Genomic DNA, 26,733 nt, shown 5'->3' with positions numbered 1-26,733 from the left:
GCGCTGTGACTTGTGCCACGGCGCCGATCCGGCGCAAGCTTGCACAAAACGCCCATGACAATTGCTTCGCCCGCGCCACCGGCCGCCAATCCGGCCAGCTGGCTCAACAACCAACCTTATCTGCTGCTCAGCCTGAGCTCGCTGTTCTGGGCCGGCAACATCGTGCTCGCGCGCCACGTCGGGGCGCATGTTCCGCCGCTGACGATCACCACCATCCGCTGGTTCGGCGTGTTCCTGATCCTGTTGCCGTTCGCCTGGCCGCATCTGAAGCGCGATTGGCCTGCCTTGCGCAAGAGCCTGGCCCTGATGCTGTTCCTGTCGCTCGTCGGCTTCGCCTTCAACAACGCGATCTCGTACTGGGCGCTGCAATACACCGAGGCGCTGAATGCGCTGCTGATCCAGTCGGCGGGTCCGCTGTTCGTGGCGCTGTGGTCGCTGGTGCTGTTCGGCGTGCGGCTGACCGGCGCGCAGCTCGGCGGCATCGCGATCTCGCTGCTCGGCGTGCTGATCATCATCCTGCGCGGCGATCTCGCGGCGCTGGCAAGCATCAGCTTCAACAGGGGCGACATCATGTTCGCCTCCTCGCTGGTGGCATTCGGGCTTTACTCGGCCTTCATCCCGCGCCGGCCGAAGATCCACCAGCTCTCGTTCCTGTCCTTCACCACCTGCTGCGGCGCGACGATGCTGCTGCCGACCGCGATCTGGGAGGCGGCAAGCGGCAGCGTGCTGCAATTCGACGCGATCACGCTGGCGACGCTGGGCTACATCCTGATCTTTCCCTCCACCCTCGCCTATCTCTTCTTCAACCGCGGCGTGGCGCTGATCGGGCCGAACCGGGCGGCGCCGTTCTTCCATCTGGTGCCGGTGTTCGGCTCGGCGCTGGCGATCCTGCTGCTGGGTGAGAAGCTCCAGCCGTTCCACCTGATCGGTTACGCCCTGGTGCTCGCCGGCGTCGTGCTTGCATCGCGCCGGGGCTCGACGATGAAGTAATTCCGCGCGACGGACGCGGTCACGACCTATAGCCATCTTCCGATTCCCCCTTGGACAAGCTAGGTTCCCCGCCAACCAAAAAGAGGGAACGACCAGACATGATTTCAGGGCTGATCCGAAACCTGCGGACCGTCGCCGCGGCCGCGCTGTGCCTCACGGCAGCATCCACCGCTCACGCCGACACCTATCCCAGCCGCAACATCACGCTGGTGCTGCCGTTCGCGGCCGGCAGCGGCACCGACACCACGACGCGGCTGATCTCGCAGCATCTGTCGCAGGCGCTCGGCGTTCCCATCGTGATCGAGAACAAGGCGGGGGCCAACGGCATGCTGGCCGCGACCTATGTCGCGAAGGCCGCTCCCGACGGCTACACGCTGCTGGTGACGACCAACACCACGCATTCGGCCAATCCCTATCTGCTCAAGAGCCTCACTTACGATCCGGTCAAGGATTTCACCCCGATCGCGCGCACCGGCGACCTGCCCTTCATGCTGGTCATCAATCCCGATGTGCCGGCCAAGACGGTCGGAGAGCTGGTGGCCTACGGCAAGGCCAATCCGGGCAAGCTGAGCTACGCCTCCGGCTCGTCCTCGGCGATCGTGTCGGGCGCGACCTTCGCGCACAATGCCGGGCTCGACCTCTTGCACGTGCCCTACAAGAGCTCGCCGCCGGCGCTCAACGACGTCATGGGCGGCCGCGTCTCGATGATGTTCGTCGACATCCTGACCGGCCTGCCCCACGTCAACGGCAACGCCCTGCGCGCGCTCGCCGTCACCACCAAGGACCGCTCGCCGCTGGTGCCGCATCTGCCCTCGATGCAGGAGGCCGGCGTGCCGGACTTCGACATCTCGTCCTGGCAGGGCTATTTCGGCCCCGCCGGCATGCCGAAGGAGATCGTGACGCGGCTCAACACCGAGATCCGCAAGATCATCGAGAATCCGGAGGTCAAGGCCAAGCTCGCCACGCTCGGCATGGACGCCTTCTCCGGCACGCCGGAGCAGCTCGGCACCTTCGTGAACGAGCAGCTGGTGCTGTGGGAGAAGCTGATCACCAACGCGAAGATCGAGAAGCAGTAGCGCGGTGTCGTAGGGTGGGCAAAGCGTAGCGTGCCCACCAACCGTCGCGAATCAAAAGAAAAGGTGGGCACGACGCTTCGCGTCTTTGCCCACCCTACGAATACAGCGCACTTACGCCGCGCGGACCTTGGCGAGGAAGCCATCCACGGCATTGCGCAGCGCGCCGGACTGATTGTCCAGCTCGCGGGCATTGCTGAGCACGTCGGTGGCCGCGCTACCGGTCGCTTCCGCGGCCGAGGTGACGCTGCCGATATGGGCGTTGATCTCGCTCGATCCGGCCGCGACCGACTGGATGTTGCGCGCGATCTCGCGCGTCGCTTCGCCCTGCTGCTCGATCGATGCGGAAATGCCGGCGGTGATCTCGCTCATCTCGGCGATCGTCTGGGTGATGCCGGAGATGGCCGCCACCGCGTCGCTGGTCGAGGTCTGCATCGCCGCGACCTGGGCGGAGATCTCTTCGGTCGCTTTCGCCGTCTGGTTGGCGAGCGCCTTGACCTCGGAGGCGACCACGGCGAAGCCGCGCCCGGACTCGCCGGCCCGCGCCGCCTCGATGGTGGCGTTGAGCGCGAGCAAATTGGTCTGCGCCGCGATCGAGTGAATGAGCTTGACCACCTCGCCGATCTTCTCGGCTCCGGTGGAGAGCTCCTGCACCGTGGCGTTGGTGCGCTCGGCATCGGTGACGGCACGGCCCGCAACTTCAGTCGAGCGCGTGACCTGGCGGGAGATTTCCGCAACCGAGCTCGACAGCTCTTCGGCGGCGGCCGCAACGGTGCCGACATTGCCGGACGCCTTCTGCGAGGCGGCACCGACGGTCGCCGCGCGCGAAGAGGCGTCGCTGGCGGTCGCGGTCATCGATTGCGCCGTGGTCTGCATGCCGGCTGCGGCCGAAGAGACCGAGCGGACGATGCCGTTGACGCTGCGCTCGAAGTCGTCGGCGATCTCCTCCATGGCGCTGCGGCGTTCCGCCGCGGCGCGTTCCTTGGCGTCCGCCTCGGTCCTCTCGAGGTCGCGGATGCGGACCGCGTTGTCCTTGAAGATCTGGACGGTCGCCGCCATCGCGCCGACCTCGTCGCCGCGGCCGACGCCGGGGATATTACCCTCGAGCTTGCCGTCGGCGAGATCCTTCATGCGGGTGCCGAGCCGGGCGAGCGGAGCACTGATGCTGCGGCCGATCAGCCAGGCGACGCTGCCGGCAACGATGACTATGCCGAGCACCGCCAGTCCGAGCAGCCAGTAGACCGGGCCCATCTTGGCGTCGATGTCGTCGAGATAGGCGCCGGTGCCGAGATACATGTCGAAGCCGGGCACCGCGACGGCGTACCCGATCTTGCGGATCGGCGTTTCCTGGCCGGGCTTCATATAATCATAGTGAAGCAGAATCTCGCCGTTGGCCTTGACGCCGTTCATCAATTCCAGCGACAGCTTGCGGCCGTTGGTCACGACGTCCATTCGGTTGGTGCCGATCACCTTCGGATCGGGCGCGAGCTGGGTGAGACCGTCATAGGACGTGCCGAACAGGTAGCCGGCACCCTTGTCGTAGGTCATCGCGTTGCCGTAGCGGCGAAGCTCGGCCATCGCGGCGTCCTTCGTCATCTCGCCGGCATCGACGCGCTTCTTCAACGCGGCGGCATAGTTGCGCGCCAGCTCGACGATCGCCTTGGCCTGGTCGATGCGCGCATTCACCATCTCGCGCTTCATCAGGTAGCCGGCGAGAACTCCGGAGATGCAAAGGCCGAACAGCGTGACGCCGACGAGAATGCCAAGCTTCGGCGCGATCTTCAGATTGCTCAACTTCACGGGTTAGCTCCGGCAATAATGGTACGGGCGCACGACGAGATCGATCAAATTCGAATCAAGGTTTAGTGGCGGAGCCCTTAGCAAGTTACTTACGTACCTCCGTAAAAGCCCCGACCTTTGCTCGGAAAAGCGGAAAGATACCTCGCTCGCAACAACCATGAATTGTACGCACCCGCCCCGATTTCGCGTAAAAGACGCAAAGGCCCGTCACGAAGGCGGGCCACGACAAGAAACCAATCGGGAGCAGAGAATGCCGAAATACAGGGTGGTGACGCCGAAGGGTGCGAGCTTCACGGTCGCGGGCAGCGATTATTCCTATGAGCGCGAGGCGCTCGATCCGATCGATGCCGAGATCGTCGAGGCGCCGGCCGACGAGGCCGGGTTCATCGCCGCCGCGAAAAATGCCGACGCGATCTACGCCAAAGGCATCCCGATCACCAAGTCGATCATCGACGCACTCGAGAGCTGCAAGGTCATCACGCTCGGCTCGGTCGGCGTCGACAGTGTCGACGTCAAGGCCGCCACTGCCCGCGGCATTCCGGTCACCAACATCCCCGACACGTTCATCGAGGAGGTCGCCGACCACGCCATGATGCTGCTGCTCGCGGGCTTCCGCCGCCTGGTCGAGCAGGACCGCATGGTGCGCGACGGCCGCTGGGCCGAGGGCCGGCCGGCGCTGCTCAAGATCCCGAGGCTGATGGGCCAGACGCTCGGCTTCGTCTCGTTCGGCCGCGTCGCGCGCGCGGTTGCGAAACGCGCAGCGCCCTTCGGCCTGCGCATGATGGCCTACGATCCCTTCATCCAGGAAACGCTGATGTACGACCACGGCGTCATCCCGGCGACGCTGAACGAGGTGCTGTCGCAATCCGACTTCGTCTCGATGCATGCCCCTGCACGGCCCGAGGTGCACCACATGCTGACCGAGAAGCACTTCCGGCAGATGAAGAAAGGCTCGATCTTCATCAACACCGGCCGCGGCGCCACCGTGGACGAGGAGAGCCTGATCAAGGCGCTGCAGGAGGGCTGGGTCGCGCACGCCGCCCTCGACGTGCTGGAAAAGGAGCCGCCCTCGCACAACAATCCCCTGCTCGGCATGGAGAACGTGACCCTGACCGCCCATGTCGCCTCGGCCTCGGCACGGTTCGACGAGGCGCGCAAGCGGCGGGTGGGCTACGAATTGTCACTGGTGCTTCAGGGCATGTGGCCGGTAAGCTGTGTCAATCCGTCGGTGCTGCAGAACACCGCGCTCCGCCGCTGGCAGCCCGTCAGCATGGATCGCGGACCGAACAGCTAGGCGGCCGGCGCAACAGCGCCCACGACCGAAACGGCCCTTCACCGGCGATCAACGCCGGGAAGGGAGACATCATAGGGAGGAACTGATGAGGAACGACATCACACGTCGTGATGCCTTGGTGCTGGGCCTGTCCGCTGCAACGCTCGCGGCCACCGGTGCTGCTGCGCAAACATCGAATATCAAGGCTGCCGACGTCCCGGCACCCAAGCTCGACATCGAAAAGGGCGCGTCCTTGCGCATGCTGCGCCCGGTGCGTTTCGTCCAGGCGGACGAGGACGTGTTCCGCGCCAATGCCGCAAAGTTCACCAAGGACACCGGGGTCGAGGTCAAGGTCGACTTCGTCGGCTGGGAAGACATCAACCAGCAGACCGCGGTGACCTCGAATTCCGGCGCCGGCCCCGACATCATCATCGGCTTCTCCGACGCGCCCCATATCTACATCGACAAGCTGATCGAGCTCACCGACGTCGCCGACTATCTCGGCAAGAAGTATGGCGGCTGGCTGCCGCTGGCGCAACGCTACGGCAAGAAGAACAAGAGCGAATCCTGGATCGGACTGCCGTTCGGCGCCACGGCGGGTCCCCTGATCTACCGCAAGTCCGTCCTGCAATCGGTCGGCTTCGACAAGGTTCCGGAAGACCATGCCGGCGTGGTCGACCTCTGCCGCAAGCTGCACAAGGCCGGCAAGCCGGCCGGCTTCGCGCTCGGCAACGCCAAGGGCGACGGCAACGGCTTCGCCAACTGGGCGCTGTGGTCGCACAACGCCTCCCTGCTCGACGAGGAGGGCAACGTCACCATCAACAGCAAGGAGACGATCGCCGCGCTCAACTGGGTCAAGGAGCTGTATCCGACCTTCATCGCCGGCACGCCGTCCTGGAACGACGTCAGCAACAACCGGGCGTATTCCTCGCAGGAGATCGCGCTGACGGCCAACGGCGTCTCGCTGTACTTCTCGCTGAAGAACGATCCGGCCACCAAGGCCATCGCCGAGGACAGCGAGCATCAGCTGCTGCCCAAGGGCCTGGCCAAGGTCTCGCCGATGGCGGGCCTGACATTGAACGCCATGGTGTTCAAGCACAGCCCGTACCCCAACGCCGCCAAGGCCTTCCTGCAATACATGCTGGAGAAGGACCAATACGAGCCGTGGCTCAATGCCAATTCCGGCTACTGGTCCCAGCCGCTGGCCGCCTATGCCGAGGCTGCCGTGTGGTCGCAGGATCCGAAGGTGAGCCTGTTCAAGAACACGATGAACAGCACCTATTATGACGGCTACAAGGGGCCGATCTCGACGGCGACCGGCGCGGTCAGCGCCGATTACGTGCTGATTCAGATGTGCGCGTCCGTCGCCACCGGCGCTGCCACGCCGGAAGCCGCGGCCGCCGAAGCCGAGCAGCGCTGCAAGCGCTACTTCCGACGGCAGAAGTGACGGCCGATAGGCCGTCATTGCGAGGAGCCCTTGCGACGAAGCAATCCAGACTTTCACCGCGGAAGCAGACTGGATTGCTTCGCTTCGCTCGCAATGACGGCGTGTTGAATTTCAAGAACAGGACAACACACTAATGTCCGTGACCACCCTCTCCTCCGCCGCACTGGCACAACGGCAGCCGAACTGGATCGTGCGGCTGTTCGACTACAAGCCGTTCCTGATCGCGATGTGCCTTGCGCCCGCGCTCGGGCTGCTCACCGTGTTCCTGACCTATCCGCTCGGGCTCGGCGTCTGGCTCGCCTTCACCGACACCACGATCGGCCGGCGCGGCATCTTCGTCGGGCTCGAGAATTTCCAGTACCTGCTGACCGATCCCTTGTGGTGGAACGCGGTATTCTACAGCGTGTTCTACACGGGGGTGGCGACCGTCGGGAAATTCGCGCTCGGCTTCTGGCTCGCCCTGCTGCTTAACAACCATTTCCCGTTCAAGAGCCTACTGCGCGCCATCGTGCTGCTGCCCTGGATCGTCCCGACGGTGCTCTCGGCGCTGGCGTTCTGGTGGATCTACGATCCGCAGTTCTCGATCATCTCGTATCTCCTGGTCGACGTTCTGCACTGGAAGTCGAGCAATATCGACTTCCTCGGCTCGCCCTGGCCGGCGCGCTTCTCGCTGATTGCCGCCAACATCTGGCGCGGCATTCCCTTCGTCGCGATCTCGCTGCTGGCGGGCCTGCAGACCATCTCGCCCTCGCTCTACGAGGCCGCGATGCTCGACGGGGCCAGCGCCTGGCAGCGCTTCCGCTACATCACCTTCCCGATGATGATGCCGATCCTCGCCATCGTCATGACCTTCTCGATCATCTTCACCTTCACCGACTTCCAGCTGGTCTACGCCATCACCCGCGGCGGCCCGGTGAACTCGACCCACCTCTTGGCGACGCTGGCGTTCCAACGCGGCATCGCCGGCGGCGAGCTTGGGGAAGGCGCGGCGATCGCAGTGTCGATGATCCCGTTCCTGGTGTTCGCGACGCTGTTCTCCTATTTCGGCCTGGCGCGCCGCAAATGGCAGCAAGGAGAGGCCAATGACTGACACCGTCGCACAAGGCTCCACGGTCGCCGACGCGAAGGCGCCACCCGACACCATGGCCTGGGATTCCGGGCTGCGGCGGCTGATGATGATCTACCTGCCGCTCGGTTGCTTCGTGCTGATCCTGCTGTTTCCGTTCTACTGGATGGCGATCACCTCGTTCAAGCCGAACGCGGAGCTGATGAACTACCGGGACAACAACCCGTTCTGGATCTCCTCGCCGACGCTGGCGCACATCAAGCATCTGTTGTTCAACACCGCCTATCCGCAATGGCTGAAGACGACGATGCTGGTCGCGATCGGCTCGACCACGCTGTCGCTGATCGCGTCTACGCTGGCGGCCTATGCGATCGAGCGCCTGCGCTTCCGCGGCAGTCCCTATGTCGGCCTCGGCATTTATCTCGCCTATCTGGTGCCGCCATCGATCCTGTTCATTCCGCTCGCGACCGTCGTGGTGCAGTTCGGCCTGTTCGACTCGCCGCTGGCCCTAATCCTGGTCTATCCGACCTTCCTGGTGCCGTTCTGCACCTGGCTCCTGATCGGGTATTTCAAGTCGATTCCTTACGAGCTCGAGGAATGCGCGCTGGTCGACGGCGCGACGCGCCTGCAGATCCTGCGCCGGATCACGCTGCCGCTCGCGGTGCCCGGGCTGATCTCGGCCGGCATCTTCTCCTTCACGCTGTCCTGGAACGAGTTCATCTACGCGCTCGCCTTCATCCAGAGCGGCGCCAACAAGACGGTGCCGGTCGCGATCCTGACCGAGCTCGTCACCGGCGACGTCTATCAATGGGGCGCGCTGATGGCGGGATCGCTGCTCGGCTCGCTGCCGGTCGCGATCTTCTACTCGCTGTTCGTGGATTATTACGTGTCATCGCTGACGGGGGCGGTAAAGGAGTAGACGAAGCTGCGGCCTTTGGCCCGGCTTCACAATCCTGCAACATGCGATCCGCATAAGCGTTGCGTCCGCCAACAGGAGACGCACATGCGCGCGACTTTTCTTTGCACCGTCGCCACGATGATTCTCACCGCGAGCACCGCGCTCGCGCAGAGCGAGGGCGAATTCCCCGCCAAGCTCGCCGGCCACGTGGTGATGCCGGCTGAAACGTTCATCGAGGCGCCGGCCGATGCCCCCGCCGATCTCAAGGCGGCGGGCAAATATACCACCGGCAAGCGGGTCGACGCGCCCGGCACCGTCATGGGCAAGTCCTTTGAACGTCCGACCGGCGTGTCGCTGCCGTTCAAGGGCCAGCCTCTGCAGGGCCATTCCGGCATCAAGACCATGCCCGACGGCACGTTCTGGGTCCTCACCGACAACGGCATGGGCGCGCGCGCGAACTCGCCGGATTCGATGCTGTACCTCAACCGCTACAAGATGGATTGGGCCAGCGGCAAGATCGAGCGGCTGGAGACCATCTTCCTGCACGACCCCGACAGACGCGTGCCGTTCCGCATCGTGCATGAGGACACCCAGAAGCGCTATCTCACCGGCTCCGATTTCGACACCGAAGGCTTCCAGATCGTCGGCGACACCTTCTGGATCGGCGACGAATTCGGCCCCTATATCCTGAAGGCGGACAAATCCGGCAAAATCCTCGGCGTGTTCGACACGGTGGCCGACGGCAAGCCGGTGCGCTCGCCCGACAATTGGGCGGTGGGAACGCCGGCCGCGCCGGGCGCGACCTACACCAACGTCAATCTCCGCCGTTCCAAGGGCTACGAGGGCTTCGCCGCGTCGAAGGACGGCAAGTTCCTCTACGGCCTGCTCGAGGGACCGCTGTGGGATGCCGAGAAGAAGGATTGGGAGAAGGTCGACGGCAAGGAAGCCTCCCGCATCCTCGAATTCGACGTCGCCGCGGAGAAATTCACCGGCCGCTATTGGCAATATGTGTTCGAGCAGAACGGCAACGCCATCGGCGACTTCAACATGATCGACCAGGCCTCCGGCCTCGTCATCGAGCGCGACAACGGCGAAGGCACGGCCGACAAGGCCTGCCCGCAAGGCCAGCGCGGCGAGAACTGCTTCCCCGACCTCGCCAAGTTCAAGCGCGTCTACAAGATCGAGCTGACCGACGCCAATGTCGGCAAGCCCGTGCGCAAGATCGGCTATGTCGACCTGATGAAGATCAGGGATCCCGACAAGAAGGCGCGCAAGTCGCTCAACGAGGGCGTCTACACCTTCCCGTTCTTCACCATCGAGAACGTCGATCGCGTCGACGACACCCACATCATCGTCGGCAACGACAACAACCTGCCGTTCTCCTCCAGCCGCGATCCCAACAAGGCCGACGACAACGAATTCGTGCTGCTCGAGGTCGCGGATTTCCTGAAGGCGAAGTGAGCGCCCCACCCTCATTGTCATCGCCCGGCTTGACCGGGCGATCCAGTACGCCGCAGCAGTCCTGATGAATCTCGCTGCCTCTGGAATACTGGATGCCCCGCCTTCGCGGGGCATGACACCGAGGGCTACCTCACCGTAAATGCCACCGGAATGGTGAAGCTCATCGCGCCGTTCTTGATCTCATCCGGGATCGGCGGGAACGGGGAGGCCTGGCGGAGCATGGACATCGCCTGGGCGTCGAAGGCGGCGATGCCGGACGCACCACTGAGGCGGCTCGACGTCACCTGCCCGCTGCGGCTGATGGTGAAGCTGAGCCTTGCAACGCCGCGCTGGCCGCCGCCGCCGGCCGGATAGGAATGGAAGCGCATCAGATGCGCGCGGACGCGTTGGTTGAAGGATGCGACCGCGGCGGCCGTCGCACCCGCACTCATGGCGGATGCCATGGGCGCCTCACGCTCGGCGCGCGGCGGTGCGCTGGTGCGCGGCGCCGGAATTGCGTCCGACGGCCTCTTTGCCTCACGTCGAACCACCTTCGGCTTCTCCTGCGCGGGCTTTTCGACCGGCACGATTTTCGCCGGCGCGGGCCTGGCGGGCGTCGGCTCAAGCTTCTGCTCCGGCGGCGCGACCACCTCCGGCCTTTCCTGCGGCGGCGTCGGCGCGATGGTCTCCTCGACGGCCTGCTGCTGCACCGGCTCCGGCGGCGAGGCATCCGCCTCCTGCATCAGCGGCCCCGGCGCGACGTCGTCCAGCGTCGGCTGCGGCGCCGATGTCACCGGCGACATGTCGACCATGATCGCAGGCAGGCTGACGCCCTGCTCGGGCTGCGTCCTGAGCCAGCTCATTGCAAGCAGCGCGGCGGCGACATGCAGCGCCACGATCACGCCCGCCGACAGGCCCCAGCGCGCGCCGTCGCGCTCGCCGAGCGGCTCGTGCAGGGCGAAGGCATTCGCGGCCATCAGCTGCGTCCGTCGAGGCCGACGAGGGCGACCTTGAGATAGCCGGCGTTGCGCAAGGTGTTCATCACCTCCATCAGCTCGCCATAGGAGACGGCCTTGTCGGCACGCAGATAGATGCGCTCGTCCTTGCGGCCCTTGGTGGCGGCATCGAGCGAGGTGCTGAGCACGTCGCGAGCGACGACATCCTCACCGACCGCGATCGAAAGGTCCGGCTTGACCGTGACGAAGACCGGCTTGTCGGGCCGTGGTGCCGGCTCGGCCGCCGTTGCCGGCAGATCGACGCCGATGTCGACGGTGGCAAGAGGCGCTGCCACCATGAAGATGATCAGGAGCACGAGCATCACGTCGATGAACGGCGTGACGTTGATCTCGTGCGTGACCTCGAGCTCGCCGGCATCGCCGCGCGAGCCGAGCTTCGATGTCCCGAGCCTGGCGGCCATGGCCTACTCCGCAGCTCGCGCCAGACGGAAATGGCCGTGGTCGCGCTGGCGGCTCACCAGCAGCATGAGCTGCGCCGAGGCGTCGCCGAGCAAAGCGCGGTAATTGGCGATGCCGCGGACGAGGTGATTGTAGATCACCACCGCCGGAATCGCGGCGACGAGACCGAGCGCGGTCGCGAGCAACGCTTCGGCGATGCCGGGCGCGACCACCGCAAGACTGGTGGTATGGCTCTCGGAGATGCCGATGAACGAATTCATGATACCCCAGACAGTACCGAACAGGCCGACGAACGGCGCGATGGCGCCGATGGTCGCGAGCACGCCAGTGCCGCGCGCGATCTGCCGGGCCATCGCCGCCTCGACCCTTTCCAGCCGCAACGCGATGCGCTCCTGCAGGCCGTCATCGACGATGCCGCCGGAGAGCTCGGCCTCCCTGGCGCAGGACTGGATCAGCTGCGCGACCGCGTCGCGCGCGTCGCCGGTCCGTGCGCATGCTTCGCCCAGCGTCATGTTGCCCTCGAGGGCACGTGTCCGCTGCACGGCGAGCGAGGCCTTGCGGCGCAGCTCGACGGTCTTGGCGAGCCACACCGTCCATGTCACCAGCGAGGCGATGGCGAGGCCGACCATCACGACCTTCACGACGATGTCGGCACCGAGAAACATGCCCCAGGGCGACAGATTGCGCGGCAACAGCGCCGCGTCGATCGCGAAGGCCGGAGCCGGCGCGAGCGCCAGCGCGATTGCTGGGATCACATGCCGAAGCGTGGATTTGCTCTGCATCCTGATCTCCCCAGGTTGAAGCAAACTAGAGTGCGGGCGCGATCCGGTCCGCAAGCTGCCGGAACCGTGCCAGCTGATCCGCCCGCAGCGCCCTCGTCTCGTCGCGGCCGACGAAGACCTTGAACATGATGCCGCCGTCGGCGTTCACGAAGGCGACGAAGGCCGACACCTTGCCCATGAAGGGCCGCTCGACGAAGGCAATTCCTGCGCAGCGCTCGTGGCGGAGATGACCGTGCAGGCCCTTCGGCTGCATCAGGTTGAAATAGCCGCGGCCGACCTCGCCCGCAGGGATCGATCCCGTGAACTCGAAGATCGCGTCATCGGTGTGCACGATCAGCGTCACCTCGCCCCATTCCGAAATGTCCTGCATGGCGGCGGGGAAATGCTCGCCGCCTCCCATGCGCACCATGGACGGCGGCAGCGCCTCGATCACCGCGCGCGGGGTGACCTTGCGCTCGCGCGCAACGTCCTCGACCACCGCGCCGGGATTGTCGGCCATGTACGCCTTGAGATCGGCGAGTTCGGTGCTCAGCATGTCCGGCTTCCTTTCGTCATCGGCCGCGATCAGGCCGCCGCGCTCGCCTTGCGCTCGGTCATGATGACCTCGAAGCCTTCGAACTTCGGATGACCGAGATAGAGGCTCTCGCCGGTCTTGTTGTCGGCGCGCGCATGAGCGCGGCGGAATTCCTCCGAGCGCGTCCAGGCCTCGAAGGCCGCCTTGTCGACCCACACGGTATGCGAGGAATACAGCGTGTGGTCCTCGGCGACCGGCCCCTTGAGCAGATGGAATTCGACGAAGCCCGCCATGCTGCCGAGATAGGACTCGCGGGTCCGCCAGACGGTTTCGAACGCGGTTTCCGAGCCGGGCTTCACCTGGAAACGATTCATGGCGATGAACATTCGACTTTTCTCCTGTGACTTGTAGATCGGCAATTGCCGATCGGATCTTTCATGACGGATCGAAAGCCACGCTGACGCATCAGCGTGGCTTTCGAGATCAGCTCGACATCCCTGGAGAGAACCTCCGGTGTCTCCCTCAGGTGCCGCCAAAGTGGTACTTGAGACCTCCCTTGATCACGAGCCCGGCACCGGCGCTCGCCCACTTCACGTCATTTTGCGTGTCACCCGTGCTACCGACCGGAATGGCGTACGGCCGATAGTAGCGGTTGAAGAGGTTCTCGACCGAGAAGTTGAGCGTGAAATCGCGCGTCGGGTGATACTGCGCGTAAAGATTGACGAGATCGTACGACGTCGCCGGCGTGTAGGTCCTGGGGATGTCGTAGTCGGCGATTGCCGACGTCCACATCATCGAAAGGATGAGGGTGCGGTCGAGCAGACGCACGCCGGCCGTCGTCGTGATCTTCTGCGGCGGAATGCTGTAGAGGCCGAAGCCGGTCTGGAGATTCTTTCCGCTCTGATAGGTCCCGGAGAGGCCGAAGAACCACAGGTTCGCGTCATACATCGCCTCGGCCTCGACGCCTTGAATGAGCGCGGACGCCACGTTCTGATACTGCAGGAACGGAAGCACCGTGATCGACGGTGCCGGTGGCGGCCCGGTCGGGACCACGAGCGGGTTTCCGTAAGCGACCTGATCGATGAAGTCGCTGATGTCGTTGCGGAACACGTTGATCTTGCCGCGCAGCGTGTCGCCCGCCGTGAAGAGATCGTTCTTCTTGATGTTGAAGCCGATCTCCTTGTTCTTGCCGATCTCGGGGCGCAGGTTTGGATTGGGCACGAAGCAGAAGGTCGAATCCGCGCCCGGTCCCGGCGTGCCCGACGGACAACGGAAGAACGAGTCGTTGACCGTCGCGCCGGCATGTGGCCCGCTCACCAGCGTCTCCGTGATCGAGGGCGCCCGATAGCCTTCCGCGTAGCTGGCATAGGGGGTCACCACAGCGGTCGGAACGAGAGCAACGGTGATCTTCGGCGAGAGGCGATCGCCGCCCGACGACGACGCCGAGGAAAGCTGATAATTGTCGTAACGGAGCGCACCGATCACCTCGAGCATCGAGGTGTAGTTCGCCCTCCACTGCACGAAGCCGCCCGATACCGTGCGCTGACCGCCGGGGGTCGTGACCTCGGATGTACCGGTCCTGTCTTGAGATGACACCTTGTCCTGGAACGCATCCAGACCGTAAGTCACCGCGTGGCGCCAGCTTCCCGTTTCGAAGCGCGTCGTGTTGTGCACATCGATGCCGATCGTATCGAGCAGGTATCCGCGATTGCTCCCGATGCATCCCGAGACGGCGTTGCCGGGCACGCCGCCGCAATAAACGGAGGGCGTCGCAGTGGTGTGCCGGGTCTTGATCTGGTCGTTCTCGGTGCGATTCCAGTAGATCTTGGCATCCCAGTCGAACCACTGATCGTCCGGCTGCGCGTATTTCCAACCGAGCGTCGTGGTGTAATTCTTCACGTTGGACGCGTAGATGGATGTGCCGCTCAGATTGTTCGTGCCGTTCGCATTGGTCGAATTGGGATCGCCCGCGCGCCGCGGTGGTTGGCCCACACTGAAGATGTCCTCCTGGAAGATGGCGCCGAGCTTGACTTCGTGGCCGTCGGCCGGACGAACCGTCAGCTTGGCGATGCCGCTACTCAGACGGTTGCCAGTGTTTGCGACTTCATAGCCAGTACCGTCCTTGTAGCTCTCCTGAGTCGAATAGGTCCCCCCTGCGAATACGTCGACATTGGGATTGACGTGAACACCGCCAAAGGCGGATCCGAGTGCACGTCCGTAGTTGCTGCCGAGGATGGTTTTCACGTCGACGCCCCAGCGCTCTCCCACGCGGACAACGTCCTCGATGTCCTTGGTGCGGAGCGAGGCCACGCCGCCGATCGCACCGGAGCCGTAGATGTTCGCGGTCGGCCCGCGCACGATGTCGATGCCGCTGATCAATTCCGGATTGAGGAAGAACGAACCATTGGCGAAGTGACCGGTGCGCTGGTAGTTCTGCCGCGCGCCGTCGACCACGACGGCAACACGGCCGAAATCCTGGAGGCCGCGGATGTTGATCGAGGTGGCCGGATCATCGCCGCGATTCTGAACCCAGACGCCGGGCAAGTTGTATATGAGATCGCCGATGGTGCTGGCTTGGCGGGCTTCGATCTGCTCGGACGACACCACACTGACCGGCGCCAGCGCGTCGACGGCGCGCTCTTCCGTCTTGGTCGCCGCAGCCGTGATCGTGTCGAGCACCTGAACGGGTGCCGTGCTGCCAGCCTGGGCGCGCGCATTCAGGGCGTCAGGCGTCGGCTGCTGTGCGACTTGCGGCTTCGCAGGCTTGCGCTTGGCCTGTTTCGGTCGTTCGGAGGACGCGTTTTCACTCTGCGGCGATGCGGTCTGCGCGAGACTGCCTTCCGCCGTCATTGCCGCAATTGAAACCACCGACGCGCCCAAAATCAGGGCGCGCGCATACCTAGCCCCGTCAGCCATATCAGCCCCAGCCTGCACTTCACTTTAGTTTTTGATTTCGTCTGGCTGGCGTGCGCTCGCAACGCGAGCGACTGGCTGGCTGATTGTCTCGAGAGGCGGGCAAGTTCCCCGCTGCCAGAAATGGTTACGTGGCAACACTCTGACGGTCAATGACATCAGGTTGCAGTTTATATCGATTGTAAACTGCGAACGTTGGAATGCGCTTGGCGCCGCCTATACAAACGGGCGGTACTCCAAGTTTTCGAAAGCGCATCACACCGACTATGTCAGCAACATCAGGAGACAGCAGCGGCAGCGCGGCAGGGCCGGCACAAAGCCCTTCCGCAACAACGCGAACGCTCACCATGCGCGGGAGCCGCATCGACAGCCGCGAGCTGTTTGCCGCCGAGCGCGAGATCATCATTGCGCATGGCGAGGACAGTTATCGTCTCCGCCTGACCTCGCAGAACAAGCTGATCCTGACGAAGTAATTGCAATGACATCTTGCCGCACCCTCGTCAGTCTTCTGCTCTCCGGTGGAATCGCGTTCGCGTCTGCTGCGCACGCCGCGGGCATCACCGTGCATGACGCGCGCAATCGCGACGTCACTGTTGACGATTTTGCCCGCACGGTGTCGATCGGCGGCGCCATCACCGAGATCCTCTATGCGCTGGGATTGGAAAGCCGGCTGGTCGGCGTCGACACCACGAGCCTTTATCCGGCGGCGGCGCTGCACGACAAACCCAATGTCGGCTATATGCGCCAGATCTCGGCCGAGGGCGTGCTCGGTCTCAACCCGACGCTGATCCTGGCGATCCAGGGCTCGGGCCCGCGCGAGACCATGGACATCCTGGAGACGGCGAAGGTGCCGCTGGTGCTGGTGCCCGAGACCTTCTCCGAGGAAGGCCTGATCGAGAAGATCAAGCTGGTCGGCCACGCCATGGGCGTCGATGCGCGTGCCGAATGTCTCAGCGCCGCGGTCGGCGCCGATCTTGCGCAGCTCCGCGCTCTGCGCGCCAAGGTGACGAAGCCGGTGCGCGTGATGTTCGTGATGTCGCTCCAGAACGGGCGGGCGATGGTAGCGGGCCACAAGACCGCGGCGGACGAGATCATCCAGCTGGCGGGCGCGGCCAACGCGGTCGACGATTACGACGGCTACAAGATCATCGGCGACGAGGCGATCGTGGCCGCAAAGCCCGATGTCGTGCTGTCGATCGAGCGCGGCAAGGAATCGCTGCAGGCCGATGCAGTCTACACGCACCCCGGCTTTGCGCTGACGCCGGTCGCGGCCAACAAGAGCTTCATCACCATGGATGGGCTCTATCTGCTCGGCTTCGGGCCGCGCACCGCGGCGGCGGCGCGCGATCTCTCGGTCAAGCTCTACCCGGCCCTGGCTGCGGGCGGCGCATTCACGTCGGCGCTGTCGACGGCGAACTGCCGGCAATGAGCGCGGCCGTCGGGATCGAAGCACGGGGCCCGCGACACAGTGCGGGACGGCGGGCCGCATCGTTCGCGATTCCCCTTCTGCTCGTGGTGCTGGTGATCACCGCGATCGCCGCCCTGACGGTCGGCGCCGCCGGCATCCCGCTCTCCCGGCTGCCTGCCGCGCTGGGCTTGGCCGGCGAAAGCACGGCCATGACGGCACGCGACCAGCTCGTGCTGTGGTCGATCCGCATCCCCCGGATCGCGGCCGCCGCGATGATCGGCGGCCTGCTTGCTGCGGCCGGCGCGATCATGCAGGGGCTGTTCCGCAACCCGCTCGCCGATCCCGCCCTGGTCGGTGTCTCCAGCGGCGGCGCGCTCGCGGCCGCAAGCGCGATCGTCTTCACCGATTCCCGCTTCGGCGAGGCGCTGCGCTTTCTCCAGACCGAGCTGTTGCCGCTGGCGGCCTTCGCGGGCTCGCTGGCGACCACCGCAATCCTCTACGGCATCTCCAGTCGGTCGGGGCGCACCTCGATCGCGATCTTCCTGCTCGCCGGCGTCGCCATCACCGCGATCGCCAATGCGGGCATCGGGCTGCTGGTTTTCATCGCCGACGATCGCCAGCTGCGCGACATCACGTTCTGGATGCTGGGCTCAATGAGCGGCGCAACCTGGACCAAGGCCGCCGTGCTCGCGCCGATCCTCATCGCCGGACTCGCGGCCTGCGCCTTCATCGCCCGCGGTCTCGACCTGCTGGTGCTCGGCGAGGCCGATGCCTTTCACGGCGGCGTCGATGTCGAGCGCCTGAAGCGGATCTCGATCGTGATCGTCTCGGCCATGACCGGCGTCGCGGTGTCGATCAGCGGCGTCATCGGCTTCGTCGGCATCGTGGTGCCGCACCTGCTCCGTCTCGTCATCGGCCCTGCGCATCGCCTGCTGCTGCCAGCCTCGGTACTATCAGGCGCGATCCTGATGGTCGGCGCCGACACGCTGGCACGCACCATCGTCGCGCCGGCGGAGATGCCGATCGGCATCCTGACCGCGGCCGTCGGCGCACCCGTCTTTCTCTTCATCCTGCTGCGGCAGCGCGGGCTCGCAGCGCTATGACAGCGGTGCTCGAGGCACGACACTTGGGCAAGCGCGCCGGCCGCGCGACATTGCTCGACGGCGTCGGCCTGACGGTCGCGGCCGGCGAGATCGTCGCCATCATCGGCCCGAACGGCGCCGGCAAGTCGACGCTGCTGCGGCTGCTCTCCGGCGATCTCCGTCCGAGCGCCGGCGAGGTGCGGCTCAAGCAGCGCGACATCGGTAGCTTCACGCCGCGCGAGCTCGCCGCGCGCCGTGCCATGCTGTCCCAGCACATCAACGTCACCTTTCCCTTCACCGTCGAGGAGATCGTGCTGATGGGCGCGGGCGAGCGCAGCTTGCGCGAGGCTGGCCCGCTCGTCGATGCCGCCCTGGACGAGGTCGGCCTGTCGCATTTCCGCGAGCGGCAATTGCCGACGTTGTCAGGCGGCGAGCAGCAGCGCGCCCATTTCGCCCGCGTGCTGGTGCAGCTCGCCTGCGGCGAGGCCGAGCATGGTCCCGGCCTCCTCCTGCTGGACGAGCCGACCTCGAGCCTCGATCTGCGTCACCAGATCGATCTCGTCGAAGCGGCGCGCCGCCGAGCGGCTGCCGGCACCGCCGTGATCGCGATCCTGCACGATCTCAATCTCGCGATCCGCTTTGCCGACCGACTGGTCGTGCTGGCCGGCGGCAGGCTCGCCGCGGACGGCCCCCGCGCCGATGTCGTCACACGCGAGAGGATCCGGGAGATTTTCGAGATCGACGCTCTCGTGCATCAGGCTGACGGCGTGCCGTATGTGCTGCCGCAGTCGATGCGGGCTGCCCCTCACCTCTCCCCAGCGGGGAGAGGTCGGATTGCGCAGCAATCCGGGTGAGGGGCCGCAGCGACACGTGAGGATGTAACCCCTCACCCGAAACGCATCTTCGATGCGTTTCGACCTCTCCCTATGGGAGAGGTGAAGGCACCACCTCTACCCCGCCGGCACGATCACCATGCTCTTGTCCTTCGGCCAGCGGACGCGCCAGGCGAAGTTGATGTCGCGGGCCTCGCCGGGCTTGGCGTCGAACGACCATTCCAGCACGCCGCGCTTGTCGCGGATGTTGGTTGCGGTCGGCTGGGTGCTCGAGGGCAGCAACTCGACGACGATGTCCTCGTTCTCGCTGACCGGCAGCTGATCCTCGATCGCGACGCGAATCGGGAAATCATGGCCGTTGCGGATCGTGGTCTTGAACGAACGCTCGTCGGTCTTCGACGTCGTGACCAAGAGGCCGGCCGAACCTTCGTTGCGCTTGAGCACGGCGCGCTCGATCTTGACCTTGTCGTCGGCGCCGAAACCGAGCCGCACAATGTCGTCCTTGGCGGACGCCGTGATCTTGCCGCGGCCGACGAAGGTACCGTCGCGGTAGATCGCGACCTTGCCGGGCAGCAGCGTTGTGTCGTCGGTCTGCTTGAAGCTGGCTTCGAGGAACGCGGTCGGATCCAGCACCGGCGCGGCGCGCACCGCGAGATCGGCGGGCACGTTCACCGAAGCGATGCGGAGGCTCTTGGCGCCCTCGGCGGCGCCGAGGCTGACGCGGCCGGGAATCCTGAAGGTCGCCTGGAAGTCGCCGATCTCGGCGATGGCCTGCTGTTCGTCCGCCCGCTCGCGCGACTCGGCCGCCTCTGCGATCTTGGCCATGGCGGGCGATTGCGCCTGGCGCGTCATTGGCGCGGGCCGCGCCAGATCGGAGACCGAACCTGCTGCCAGCGGCTTCGGTACCTGCGGATATTGCGCGATCAGCGAATGCAGCTCCGGCGCACTGCCGCCGCGGCTGATGCGGGTCGTGGAGACGCCGAGCGTCACGTTCGACCAGTCCTCGCCGGTGGATTGCGTCACCTCGGCGCGACGAACCAGTTCGAGCTGCGGCTTGCGATCCCTGGCGCCGGTGTCGAGCCGGGCGTCGTAGAGCGGCACCCAGCGTGCGTTGCGCACGGCATAGGTCACTCGCAGCGTCGCCTTGGTCGCGGCGGCCGAGGCGACGTCGATCCGCACTTCCAGCTTGCTCGGCGGCTTGGCCGAGCGCTCGGCTTCCAATTCCGCGATCTGGCGGTCGAGCTCGCGCTGTTTTCGCGTCGCATCGCGAATTGCGCTGTCGGCGGTCGCGACCTCCTCGGCGACCGCGGCAAAGGCCGCGCGCCATTCGGCGATCGGGCGCGCCTCGCCCTTCTCGCCGAGGCCGGCCGGCGAAGCTTCTGCAAAATGCTGCGCGAACTTGCGCCGGGCATTGGCCGAGTCGATCGCACCCTGCAGGTCGGCCCGCTGATCCCTCAGCGCTTCGAGGCGCTTGTCGAGCTCGGGCTGGTTGACCGGCGGCGCGGCCTTCGGCGGGCGCGCATCGATCGTGCCGATGGTGAGCTTGGCGCCCGCCTCGCCTTCGACGCGGAGGGACGACGGATCGAGCGAGAGTGGAAAATCCTTGGCGACCAGCGTCGAATCGCCGGAGGCCAGATCCAAGGAAATGACGCGGGTGATGGTGGCGCCGTCGGGATAGACGGTCACCGTGTCGATCGCCGACGTGGCGTCCACGTTGGCCGCCCATGACGGCGACGCGAGGGCCGTGGTCACCAGGACCAGGCCCGTGGTTGCCAAATATCTGGCGGTGATGCGCATGAAGTCCCTCCTGCCGGTATCGCCGCGCCGCCAGCCGGACGCGCGCGATGAAATGCCTCGCCATCGTGGTTGGACGCGGCAGGGAAGGAACTGGTTCGATTGAGGTATCCATGGGGCGCCGCCGCGGCGGCACCATGGCCGCGGAACGCTCGGGTGATCCCGGCAGCTTCAGGCCTGGGTCTACGAGCCCTGGCCGAAGATGCGCCGGAGCAGATCGGTGACGTTCTTGGCGCCGGCCTTCTTCAGGATGCTGGCGCGGTAACCTTCGACCGTCCGCGCGCTCAGATGCATCCGCCGGGCGATCCCCTTGTTGGTGAGGCCGGCGGCAAGATGCTCAAGCACATCGGCTTCGCGCGCGGTCAGAGGTTCGCAGCCCGGCAGCCAGCGTTGCCGGATCGCGCCGGGTTGCGCGAATTCATCGATGGCGGCATCGATCCGGCCGACGATGTCGTGGGTCCGGAACGGCTTTGCGATGAAGTCGGTCGCGCCGCTCTTGATGGCGTCGACTGCCATGGCAATGCTGCCGTTCGCCGACGTCACCAGCACCGGCGCCATGCAATTCTCCTCGCGCAACCGCCTGAGCACGTCGAGAGCGGAGCGATCCGGCGGCATCTCCAGCAGCACACAGGCCGGCATCCGGGCCTTGGCTTCCGAGAGCAGAGACGCGCCATCGGCAAAGCAGATCACGTCATAGGCGCTCTGCTCAAGCGCGGCGGAAAGTTGTTCGCGGAAGGCGGCGTCAGTGTCGATGACGAAAACCTCGCCCTTGGAAAGCATGTTCCCCGGCATAGTCCCGATCCAGCAATGTCTTGGTCAAATGGCCGAGACGGCCGGAGGCTCCGTCGCGCCCCGCCGTCGTGCGCACGGCATTCACGCCAGTGCTTCGGTTTCTCTTATGTATGCGCCACCCGGTTCCCGGATTTGACGGATTGAGACAGAAACTTTACATTTCGGGACATCTGCGGGAATGGCTGGCAGGAACGGGTCGCATGACCGACCTCATTCGCAGCGCAGGCTTGAGCTATTACCCCGAGGTCGCCCGGTCGGTCGGGCTCGACCCCAACCAGATGATGCGCAAGGTCAGGCTGCCGCTGGCCTGCCTCGACAAGCCGGACATCCCCATCGCCGTCACGGGCCTGCGCCGCCTGCTGGAATTATCGGCGGCGGCGTCCGGTGCCGAGGATTTCGGCCTGCGTCTCGCCGAGCGCGGCGGCCTCACCAATTTCGGCGCGGTCGGCCTGATCGTGCGCGAACAGGCGACCGTCGGCGAAGCGATCGAGGCGTTCTCGCGTTTCATTCACATCCATCATGACGGCATGCGGCTCGACGTCATGCGCGACAAACGGACCGTGACCATCACGCTGCATTTGCGCGGCCGGCAGCCGCGCGCGCCGAGGCAGTCGATCGACATGGCGCTCGGCAGCGTCCACCGCATCATCCAGTCGCTGTTCGGCGGCGATTGGCGGCCGCTGGAAGTGCATCTGCATTACCCGCCGCCGCACGACCGCAAGCGCTACCGCGACTTCTTCGGCTGCCGGGTGACCTTCAATGCGGATGACGATGCGATCCTGCTGTCGGCGCACGACCTGGAGCGCCGGATTCCGAGCGCGCATCCCTTGATCGCGAATTACTTGCGCAAGCGGATCGAGGCGATCGAGACCAGGCCGGCCAGCTGGGAGGCGAAGGTCGACGAGGTGGTACGCACCCTGCTCGCCAGCGGCGATTGCACGGTCGAGCGCGTCGCCGAGCATCTGGCCTGCACCCGCCGCACCATCCACCGGCGCCTCGCCGCATCGGGCACAAGCTTCTCGGCCATCCTGGACGCGCAACGCGCCGATCTCGTGGTCCAGCTGATCGAGGATCCCGCCCGGCCTCTGGCCGACATCGCGGTGCAGCTCGGCTTCTCCGCGCAGAGCGCCATGGCGCGCTGGTTTCGCGGCCGCTTCGGCTGCACCATCACCGATTGGCGCAAGGGCGTGCGGCCTCCGTCAGCACAGCCCTCGGCGACTGCCGCCTGAATTCAGCGCGCGGGAGCGGGCACGCCCATCGTGGCGAGCGCCCGTCGCCCGCTGCCGGCGAGCAGCGGTCCGAACGCGACGGCAAATCCGAGGAAGGCGATGATCCAGCCGCAGGCGGCAATGTGCAGCAGCACATCGTTATACGCGGGCGACACGACGGCACCGACGCGGGCCAGGGCCGCGATGATGATTGCAGCATAGATTCCCTGGATCGCAGGCGAAGCCGTCAGCGCCTGTCCGGTATGGCCGAGGCTCGCGCGGGTCATCACCGCGAGCGTCATCGTTCCCGCCGCACCTGCCATCCAGGCGTGGATCCCGGCGCTTGGCGGCAGTTCGCCCAAGGCGGCCACAGCATTCAGGATGAAGCCGAGCGGCACGAAGACGTAACCGACATGCAGGATCAGCAGCAGCCGTTCGCGCGTGGTGCGATCGCCGGCCCAGCGTGCAAGCCGAACCAGATGCAGCACGCCAACCACCGCCATCGCAACGCCGGTGATCATGTTCAGCGGCGCCACGATCCACGCGATCAGCGCCAGCGCGCTCAAGCCGATCACCCCGCCGTCAAATCGTCCGAACGGCACCGGCAGGCGGCCGGGATTGAACTTGACCAGCCAGTTTCGGGTGAAGCTCGGAATGATGCGGCCGCCGATAAGGCCGATCAGCAGAATGACCACGCCGATGCCGACGCGGATGCTGACGTCGGCCGCGCCTTCGTAATGCGTTTCGACGTGGAAGGCGACGTTGCCGGCGAGCAGAACCAGCACCAGCCCCACCACGGGCAGGTTGCGCCAGTTGCCGCCCGCGATGATCTCGCGCGTCGCGGCCGCAACGACCAATGCCAGGAACGCCGCATCAACGACCAGCGCAAACGCCCAGCCGGTATTCGCCGACACCGTCACCACGACGCGCCCGGCAAGCCAGACCGTCAGCAAGGCCGCCAGCGGCCCGCCCTGGATCGGCAGGCGCCCGGTCCAGTTCGGGATTGCGGTGAACAGGAACCCGGTGATGACAGCCGGCAGGAAGCCGTAGAGCATCTCGTGGATGTGCCAGTCGCGCGGCGCGAACGCGGAGCTCACCGACAATTCGCCGTAGAACATCGGCAGCCAGGCCAGGATCGAGAGCGATGCCTGGATTGCGGCGAGCAGGAAAAACGGGCGAAAGCTGTTCGCAAACAGCGGCCAGCCCGCAAAGTTGCGGGATCGGGCGCCAGCCATGGGGTCAACTCCAATCGATTCAGACCGTTACCTTGAAAAATACTGCCGCCGGGCCGCCTCGTTTTGCGCTAACGCAAACTCGTTGACGATTGCAGGTGCCATCACACTCCCTGATGCCAAGGAGGCAGAATGGCCAAGGTCGACACATCGCTGGTTGCGCATTTACCCCTGTTTGCGGGGATGACGCCGGAAGCTCTCGACGAGATCCTGCGTGAGGCCCGCTCGGCGCGCTATCCCAAGAACAGCGCGATCTTCGAGCAGGGGGCGGACGCGCAGTCCTTCTTCCTGCTGCTGCACGGCCATGTCCGCGCGGCCAAGACCACGCCGGCGGGCGAGCAGATCGTGGTGCGCTATGTCGCGCCCGGTGAGACGTTCGGGCTCGCGATGGCGATCGGAGCCGCGCGGTATCCGGCGACGGCGATGGCGGTCGACGACAGCGTGGTGCTGATCTGGCCAAATTCGGCCTGGCCACGCCTGGTCGAGCGTTTTCCGGCGCTTGCCGCCAACACGCTGCAGACCGTCGGCACGCGGCTGCAGGAAAGTCACACCCGCATCCTGGAAATGTCGACGCAGCAGGTCGAGCAACGCATCGCGCACGCGCTGCTGCGCCTCGCCAAGCAGTCCGGCAAGAAGCTCGACCACGGCATCGAGATCGACTTCCCGATCAGCCGCCAGGACATCGCGCAGATGACCGGCACCACGCTGCACACCGTCAGCCGCATCCTGAGCGGCTGGGAGAGCCAGGGCCTCGTCGAGAGCGGCCGCCAGCGCATCATCCTGCGCGAGCCGCACAAGATCGTGGTGCTGGCGGAGCGGAGCGCCGACAGCGGCGCGGCGTGAGAACTGACACCTCTTCCCTGAAGATAGGGATGAGGCGCGCTTCCGCTTACGGCGAAAGCGCGCCCTCATCCGGGAATCAGCGCACACCTGCGCGATTCCTGACCGTTTCACGCCGGCACGCACTCGCTCAGCGCGGCGAGGAACTTCTCACGGTCGATGCCATGCTCGCGGCAGGCGTCATCGACCGTGTGGAAGGTCGCGATCGGACAGCCGACGCAAGCCATCCTGAAGGCGAGAAACACGCGGATCGTGTGCGGCGCCGATTGCATGATGTCGTCGACCAGATCGTTGGATCGGAAAGGCATGGACAACTCCATTCCGATTGACGATAGCGGCGCGGGCGGAAGTCTCTTTGTTGAAGCGCAAGCTGGTGCCAGTTCCTCCGCCGTCATTCCGGGGCGCGCCGCTTGGCGCGAGCCCGGAATCCATTGTGCAGCGGATTACGTGGAAGGATGGATTCCGGGCTCGCGCTTCGCGCGCCCCGGAATGACGGGAGGAGAGACCTCACACCGCCCGACTGTGCAGCTGCTTGCCCGGATCCAGATGCGCATCGAACGCGGCGGCGACGCTGCGGACCAGGAAGCGCGAATCCCCGGCGACGGCGAGCCGCTCGCCGTCCAGCCTCACGACGCCGTCGGAGATCAGCGGCTTCAGACGAGACGCCGCTTTCAGCATGGCGCCGGCCTCCGCGCCATGGCGCGCGCAGATGTCGCCGAGATCGGCACCGAACTCGCACATGATGCGTTCGATGATGTCGGCGCGCAGCCGGTCGTCATCGGTGAGGCCATAACCCTTCGCGGTGGCGAGGCGGCCGGCCGCGATGCTCTGCGCATATGCGCCGATCTGCACCTCGTTCTGGACATAGCCCTGCGGCAGGTGCCCGATCGCGCTGGCGCCGAAGCCGAGCAGGACTTCACTCCGGTCGGTGGTGTAGCCCTGAAAGTTGCGCCGCAGCGTGCCCTGCTCGAACGCCACGGCCATGGCATCGTCGGGCCGGGCGAAATGGTCGAGCCCGATCTGCACGTAACCGGCTTCCTTCAGCGCATTGGCGATGGCGCAGGCCTGGTCGTGGCGCGCAAGGCCATCGGGCAAGACGGCCTCATTGATCATGCGCTGGTGCTTCTTGAACTGTGGCACGTGAGCATAGCCGAACACCGAGAAGCGGCTGGGCGCGAGCGCGAGGCTGCGCCGTACCGTCTCCAGGCACGAGGCCACTGTCTGGTGCGGCAGCCCGTAGATCAGGTCGAAATTGATGCCCTCGATTCCGGCGCCGCGGAGCATCTCGACCACGGACGCCGTCTGCTCGAAGCTCTGCACGCGGTTGATCGCCCGCTGCACCACGGGATCAAAGCTCTGCACGCCGAGGCTTGCGCGGTTGACGCCCGAGAGCCGCATCGCCTCGACCATGTCTGCGGTCAACGTGCGGGGATCGATCTCAACCGCGATTTCGGCCGACGGCAGCACGAAGAATTCCTGGCGCATCGTCGCCATCAGTTCGGCAAAGGCGTCCGGCGCCATGATCGTCGGCGTACCGCCGCCGAAATGGATGTGCTCGACCTTGATGCGGTGGCCGATGGCTTCGGCGGTCAACGCGATCTCGCTGCGCAGCATCCGCTGGTAGCCGGCGACGAGATCGTCGCGGCGGACGATCTGGGTATGGCAGCCGCAATACCAGCACATCTCGCGGCAGAACGGCACGTGCAGATAAAGCGAGGCGCTGGCGGCCACCGGCAGCTCCGCCAGCCAGCGGGCATAGGTGTCCGGACCGATCGCGGGCGTGAAATGCGGTGCGGTCGGATAGCTGGTGTAGCGTGGCAGGCGTTCCTCGCCGTAGATCGCCGCAAGATCAGCTCTCATGAGTTACCCATTCGTAAACGTCCGCCGCGCAAGACAATCGCGGCAAATCACGGAATGAATTCAGATAACCCGG

At 65.5% G+C, this 26,733-nt stretch carries 25 protein-coding genes; 13 read left to right on the top strand and 12 right to left on the bottom strand.

Going from position 1 to position 26,733, the window contains the following annotated elements; all coding sequences use genetic code 11:
• Positions 1-54: 54 nt before the first annotated feature.
• Entirely contained in the window at positions 55-990 is a 936-nt protein-coding gene (locus tag ACNJYD_RS07430) for a DMT family transporter (RefSeq protein ID WP_439365780.1), read from the top strand.
• Between the two features lie 98 nt (positions 991-1,088).
• Positions 1,089-2,066 carry a Bug family tripartite tricarboxylate transporter substrate binding protein gene (locus tag ACNJYD_RS07425; RefSeq protein ID WP_212254319.1) on the top strand — a complete coding sequence of 326 codons (978 nt, stop codon included), beginning with the start codon at positions 1,089-1,091 and terminating at the stop codon, positions 2,064-2,066.
• A 111-nt stretch (positions 2,067-2,177) separates the two neighbouring features.
• Here the strand turns inward: ACNJYD_RS07425 and ACNJYD_RS07420 are convergent, their stop codons facing one another.
• On the bottom strand, positions 2,178-3,863 hold the full coding sequence (locus tag ACNJYD_RS07420; RefSeq protein ID WP_439365779.1) for a methyl-accepting chemotaxis protein: 1,686 nt from the start codon (positions 3,861-3,863) through the stop codon (positions 2,178-2,180).
• Between the two features lie 250 nt (positions 3,864-4,113).
• On the opposite strand from ACNJYD_RS07420, the gene ACNJYD_RS07415 reads away from it, so the two are divergent.
• The 5 genes from ACNJYD_RS07415 to ACNJYD_RS07395 all read left to right on the top strand — a co-directional run bounded on the left by ACNJYD_RS07415 (position 4,114) and on the right by ACNJYD_RS07395 (position 10,008).
• Positions 4,114-5,157 carry a C-terminal binding protein gene (locus tag ACNJYD_RS07415; RefSeq protein ID WP_439365778.1) on the top strand — a complete coding sequence of 348 codons (1,044 nt, stop codon included), beginning with the start codon at positions 4,114-4,116 and terminating at the stop codon, positions 5,155-5,157.
• Positions 5,158-5,242: 85 nt separating this feature from the next.
• Positions 5,243-6,583 carry an ABC transporter substrate-binding protein gene (locus ACNJYD_RS07410; RefSeq protein WP_212254316.1) on the top strand — a complete coding sequence of 447 codons (1,341 nt, stop codon included), beginning with the start codon at positions 5,243-5,245 and terminating at the stop codon, positions 6,581-6,583.
• Between the two features lie 133 nt (positions 6,584-6,716).
• On the top strand, positions 6,717-7,673 hold the full coding sequence (locus ACNJYD_RS07405; protein WP_212254315.1) for a carbohydrate ABC transporter permease: 957 nt from the start codon (positions 6,717-6,719) through the stop codon (positions 7,671-7,673).
• Complete coding sequence (locus ACNJYD_RS07400; RefSeq protein WP_212254314.1) at positions 7,666-8,568, top strand: carbohydrate ABC transporter permease; 903 nt, start codon at positions 7,666-7,668, stop codon at positions 8,566-8,568. Before ACNJYD_RS07405 ends, ACNJYD_RS07400 begins: the two co-directional genes overlap by 8 nt.
• A gap of 84 nt (positions 8,569-8,652) precedes the next feature.
• Positions 8,653-10,008 (top strand): esterase-like activity of phytase family protein, encoded by a 1,356-nt coding sequence (locus ACNJYD_RS07395; protein ID WP_439365777.1) that lies wholly within the window; start codon positions 8,653-8,655, stop codon positions 10,006-10,008.
• Between the two features lie 125 nt (positions 10,009-10,133).
• Here ACNJYD_RS07395 and ACNJYD_RS07390 read toward each other — a convergent pair whose 3' ends face one another.
• The 6 genes from ACNJYD_RS07390 to ACNJYD_RS07365 all read right to left on the bottom strand — a co-directional run bounded on the left by ACNJYD_RS07390 (position 10,134) and on the right by ACNJYD_RS07365 (position 15,614).
• Positions 10,134-10,964 (bottom strand): TonB family protein, encoded by an 831-nt coding sequence (locus ACNJYD_RS07390; protein WP_439365776.1) that lies wholly within the window; start codon positions 10,962-10,964, stop codon positions 10,134-10,136.
• Complete coding sequence (gene exbD, locus ACNJYD_RS07385) at positions 10,964-11,404, bottom strand: TonB system transport protein ExbD (protein ID WP_212254311.1); 441 nt, start codon at positions 11,402-11,404, stop codon at positions 10,964-10,966. The genes ACNJYD_RS07390 and exbD overlap by 1 nt, the downstream gene beginning before the upstream one ends.
• Before the next feature lie 3 nt (positions 11,405-11,407).
• Positions 11,408-12,184 (bottom strand): tonB-system energizer ExbB, encoded by a 777-nt coding sequence (gene exbB / locus ACNJYD_RS07380; RefSeq protein ID WP_439365775.1) that lies wholly within the window; start codon positions 12,182-12,184, stop codon positions 11,408-11,410.
• A 25-nt stretch (positions 12,185-12,209) separates the two neighbouring features.
• Complete coding sequence (hutX, locus tag ACNJYD_RS07375; protein WP_439365774.1) at positions 12,210-12,719, bottom strand: heme utilization cystosolic carrier protein HutX; 510 nt, start codon at positions 12,717-12,719, stop codon at positions 12,210-12,212.
• A 29-nt stretch (positions 12,720-12,748) separates the two neighbouring features.
• On the bottom strand, positions 12,749-13,084 hold the full coding sequence (locus ACNJYD_RS07370; protein WP_172784714.1) for an antibiotic biosynthesis monooxygenase family protein: 336 nt from the start codon (positions 13,082-13,084) through the stop codon (positions 12,749-12,751).
• Between the two features lie 136 nt (positions 13,085-13,220).
• Positions 13,221-15,614, bottom strand: a complete 2,394-nt coding sequence (locus tag ACNJYD_RS07365) for a TonB-dependent hemoglobin/transferrin/lactoferrin family receptor (RefSeq protein WP_439365773.1) — start codon at positions 15,612-15,614, stop codon at positions 13,221-13,223.
• A gap of 263 nt (positions 15,615-15,877) precedes the next feature.
• Here ACNJYD_RS07365 and ACNJYD_RS07360 point away from each other — a divergent pair, with 263 nt between their 5' ends.
• From ACNJYD_RS07360 to ACNJYD_RS07345, 4 genes are read left to right on the top strand one after another with little or no spacing between them, the layout of a single operon-like run.
• Complete coding sequence (locus ACNJYD_RS07360) at positions 15,878-16,084, top strand: hemin uptake protein HemP (RefSeq protein ID WP_246504594.1); 207 nt, start codon at positions 15,878-15,880, stop codon at positions 16,082-16,084.
• A gap of 5 nt (positions 16,085-16,089) precedes the next feature.
• Entirely contained in the window at positions 16,090-17,040 is a 951-nt protein-coding gene (locus ACNJYD_RS07355) for a heme/hemin ABC transporter substrate-binding protein (protein WP_439365772.1), read from the top strand.
• Positions 17,037-18,122 carry a FecCD family ABC transporter permease gene (locus ACNJYD_RS07350; RefSeq protein WP_439365771.1) on the top strand — a complete coding sequence of 362 codons (1,086 nt, stop codon included), beginning with the start codon at positions 17,037-17,039 and terminating at the stop codon, positions 18,120-18,122. The genes ACNJYD_RS07355 and ACNJYD_RS07350 overlap by 4 nt, the downstream gene beginning before the upstream one ends.
• On the top strand, positions 18,119-18,955 hold the full coding sequence (locus ACNJYD_RS07345; protein WP_439365770.1) for a heme ABC transporter ATP-binding protein: 837 nt from the start codon (positions 18,119-18,121) through the stop codon (positions 18,953-18,955). Before ACNJYD_RS07350 ends, ACNJYD_RS07345 begins: the two co-directional genes overlap by 4 nt.
• 96 nt (positions 18,956-19,051) lie before the next feature.
• Here ACNJYD_RS07345 and ACNJYD_RS07340 read toward each other — a convergent pair whose 3' ends face one another.
• Positions 19,052-20,731 carry a mucoidy inhibitor MuiA family protein gene (locus ACNJYD_RS07340; protein ID WP_439365769.1) on the bottom strand — a complete coding sequence of 560 codons (1,680 nt, stop codon included), beginning with the start codon at positions 20,729-20,731 and terminating at the stop codon, positions 19,052-19,054.
• 180 nt (positions 20,732-20,911) lie between these two features.
• Positions 20,912-21,520 carry a response regulator transcription factor gene (locus ACNJYD_RS07335; RefSeq protein ID WP_172784719.1) on the bottom strand — a complete coding sequence of 203 codons (609 nt, stop codon included), beginning with the start codon at positions 21,518-21,520 and terminating at the stop codon, positions 20,912-20,914.
• A gap of 200 nt (positions 21,521-21,720) precedes the next feature.
• Between ACNJYD_RS07335 and ACNJYD_RS07330 the strand changes: the two genes are divergently transcribed.
• A complete protein-coding gene (locus ACNJYD_RS07330; protein ID WP_212254304.1) occupies positions 21,721-22,749 on the top strand; it encodes an AraC family transcriptional regulator in 1,029 nt (342 codons plus the stop codon).
• Between the two features lie 2 nt (positions 22,750-22,751).
• On the opposite strand, the gene ACNJYD_RS07325 is transcribed toward ACNJYD_RS07330, so the two are convergent.
• A complete protein-coding gene (locus ACNJYD_RS07325; protein WP_212254303.1) occupies positions 22,752-23,963 on the bottom strand; it encodes an NnrS family protein in 1,212 nt (403 codons plus the stop codon).
• 129 nt (positions 23,964-24,092) lie between these two features.
• Between ACNJYD_RS07325 and ACNJYD_RS07320 the strand changes: the two genes are divergently transcribed.
• The gene (locus ACNJYD_RS07320) at positions 24,093-24,803 is read left to right on the top strand and encodes a Crp/Fnr family transcriptional regulator (protein ID WP_172784722.1); all 711 of its coding nucleotides are present in this window, start codon (positions 24,093-24,095) and stop codon (positions 24,801-24,803) included.
• 107 nt (positions 24,804-24,910) lie between these two features.
• On the opposite strand, the gene ACNJYD_RS07315 is transcribed toward ACNJYD_RS07320, so the two are convergent.
• Positions 24,911-25,108 (bottom strand): DUF1858 domain-containing protein, encoded by a 198-nt coding sequence (locus tag ACNJYD_RS07315; RefSeq protein WP_172784723.1) that lies wholly within the window; start codon positions 25,106-25,108, stop codon positions 24,911-24,913.
• 199 nt (positions 25,109-25,307) lie between these two features.
• Positions 25,308-26,660, bottom strand: coding sequence for an oxygen-independent coproporphyrinogen III oxidase (gene hemN / locus ACNJYD_RS07310; protein WP_439365768.1), 1,353 nt, complete (start codon positions 26,658-26,660; stop codon positions 25,308-25,310).
• Positions 26,661-26,733: the final 73 nt, after the last annotated feature.

Origin of the sequence: Bradyrhizobium sp. SPXBL-02 (assembly GCF_051853065.1) — a bacterium.
In the GTDB taxonomy this organism is placed as follows: domain Bacteria; phylum Pseudomonadota; class Alphaproteobacteria; order Rhizobiales; family Xanthobacteraceae; genus Bradyrhizobium.
The sequence above is the reverse complement of the archived record's forward strand: the minus strand, read 5'-3'. Positions and strand labels throughout refer to the sequence as shown.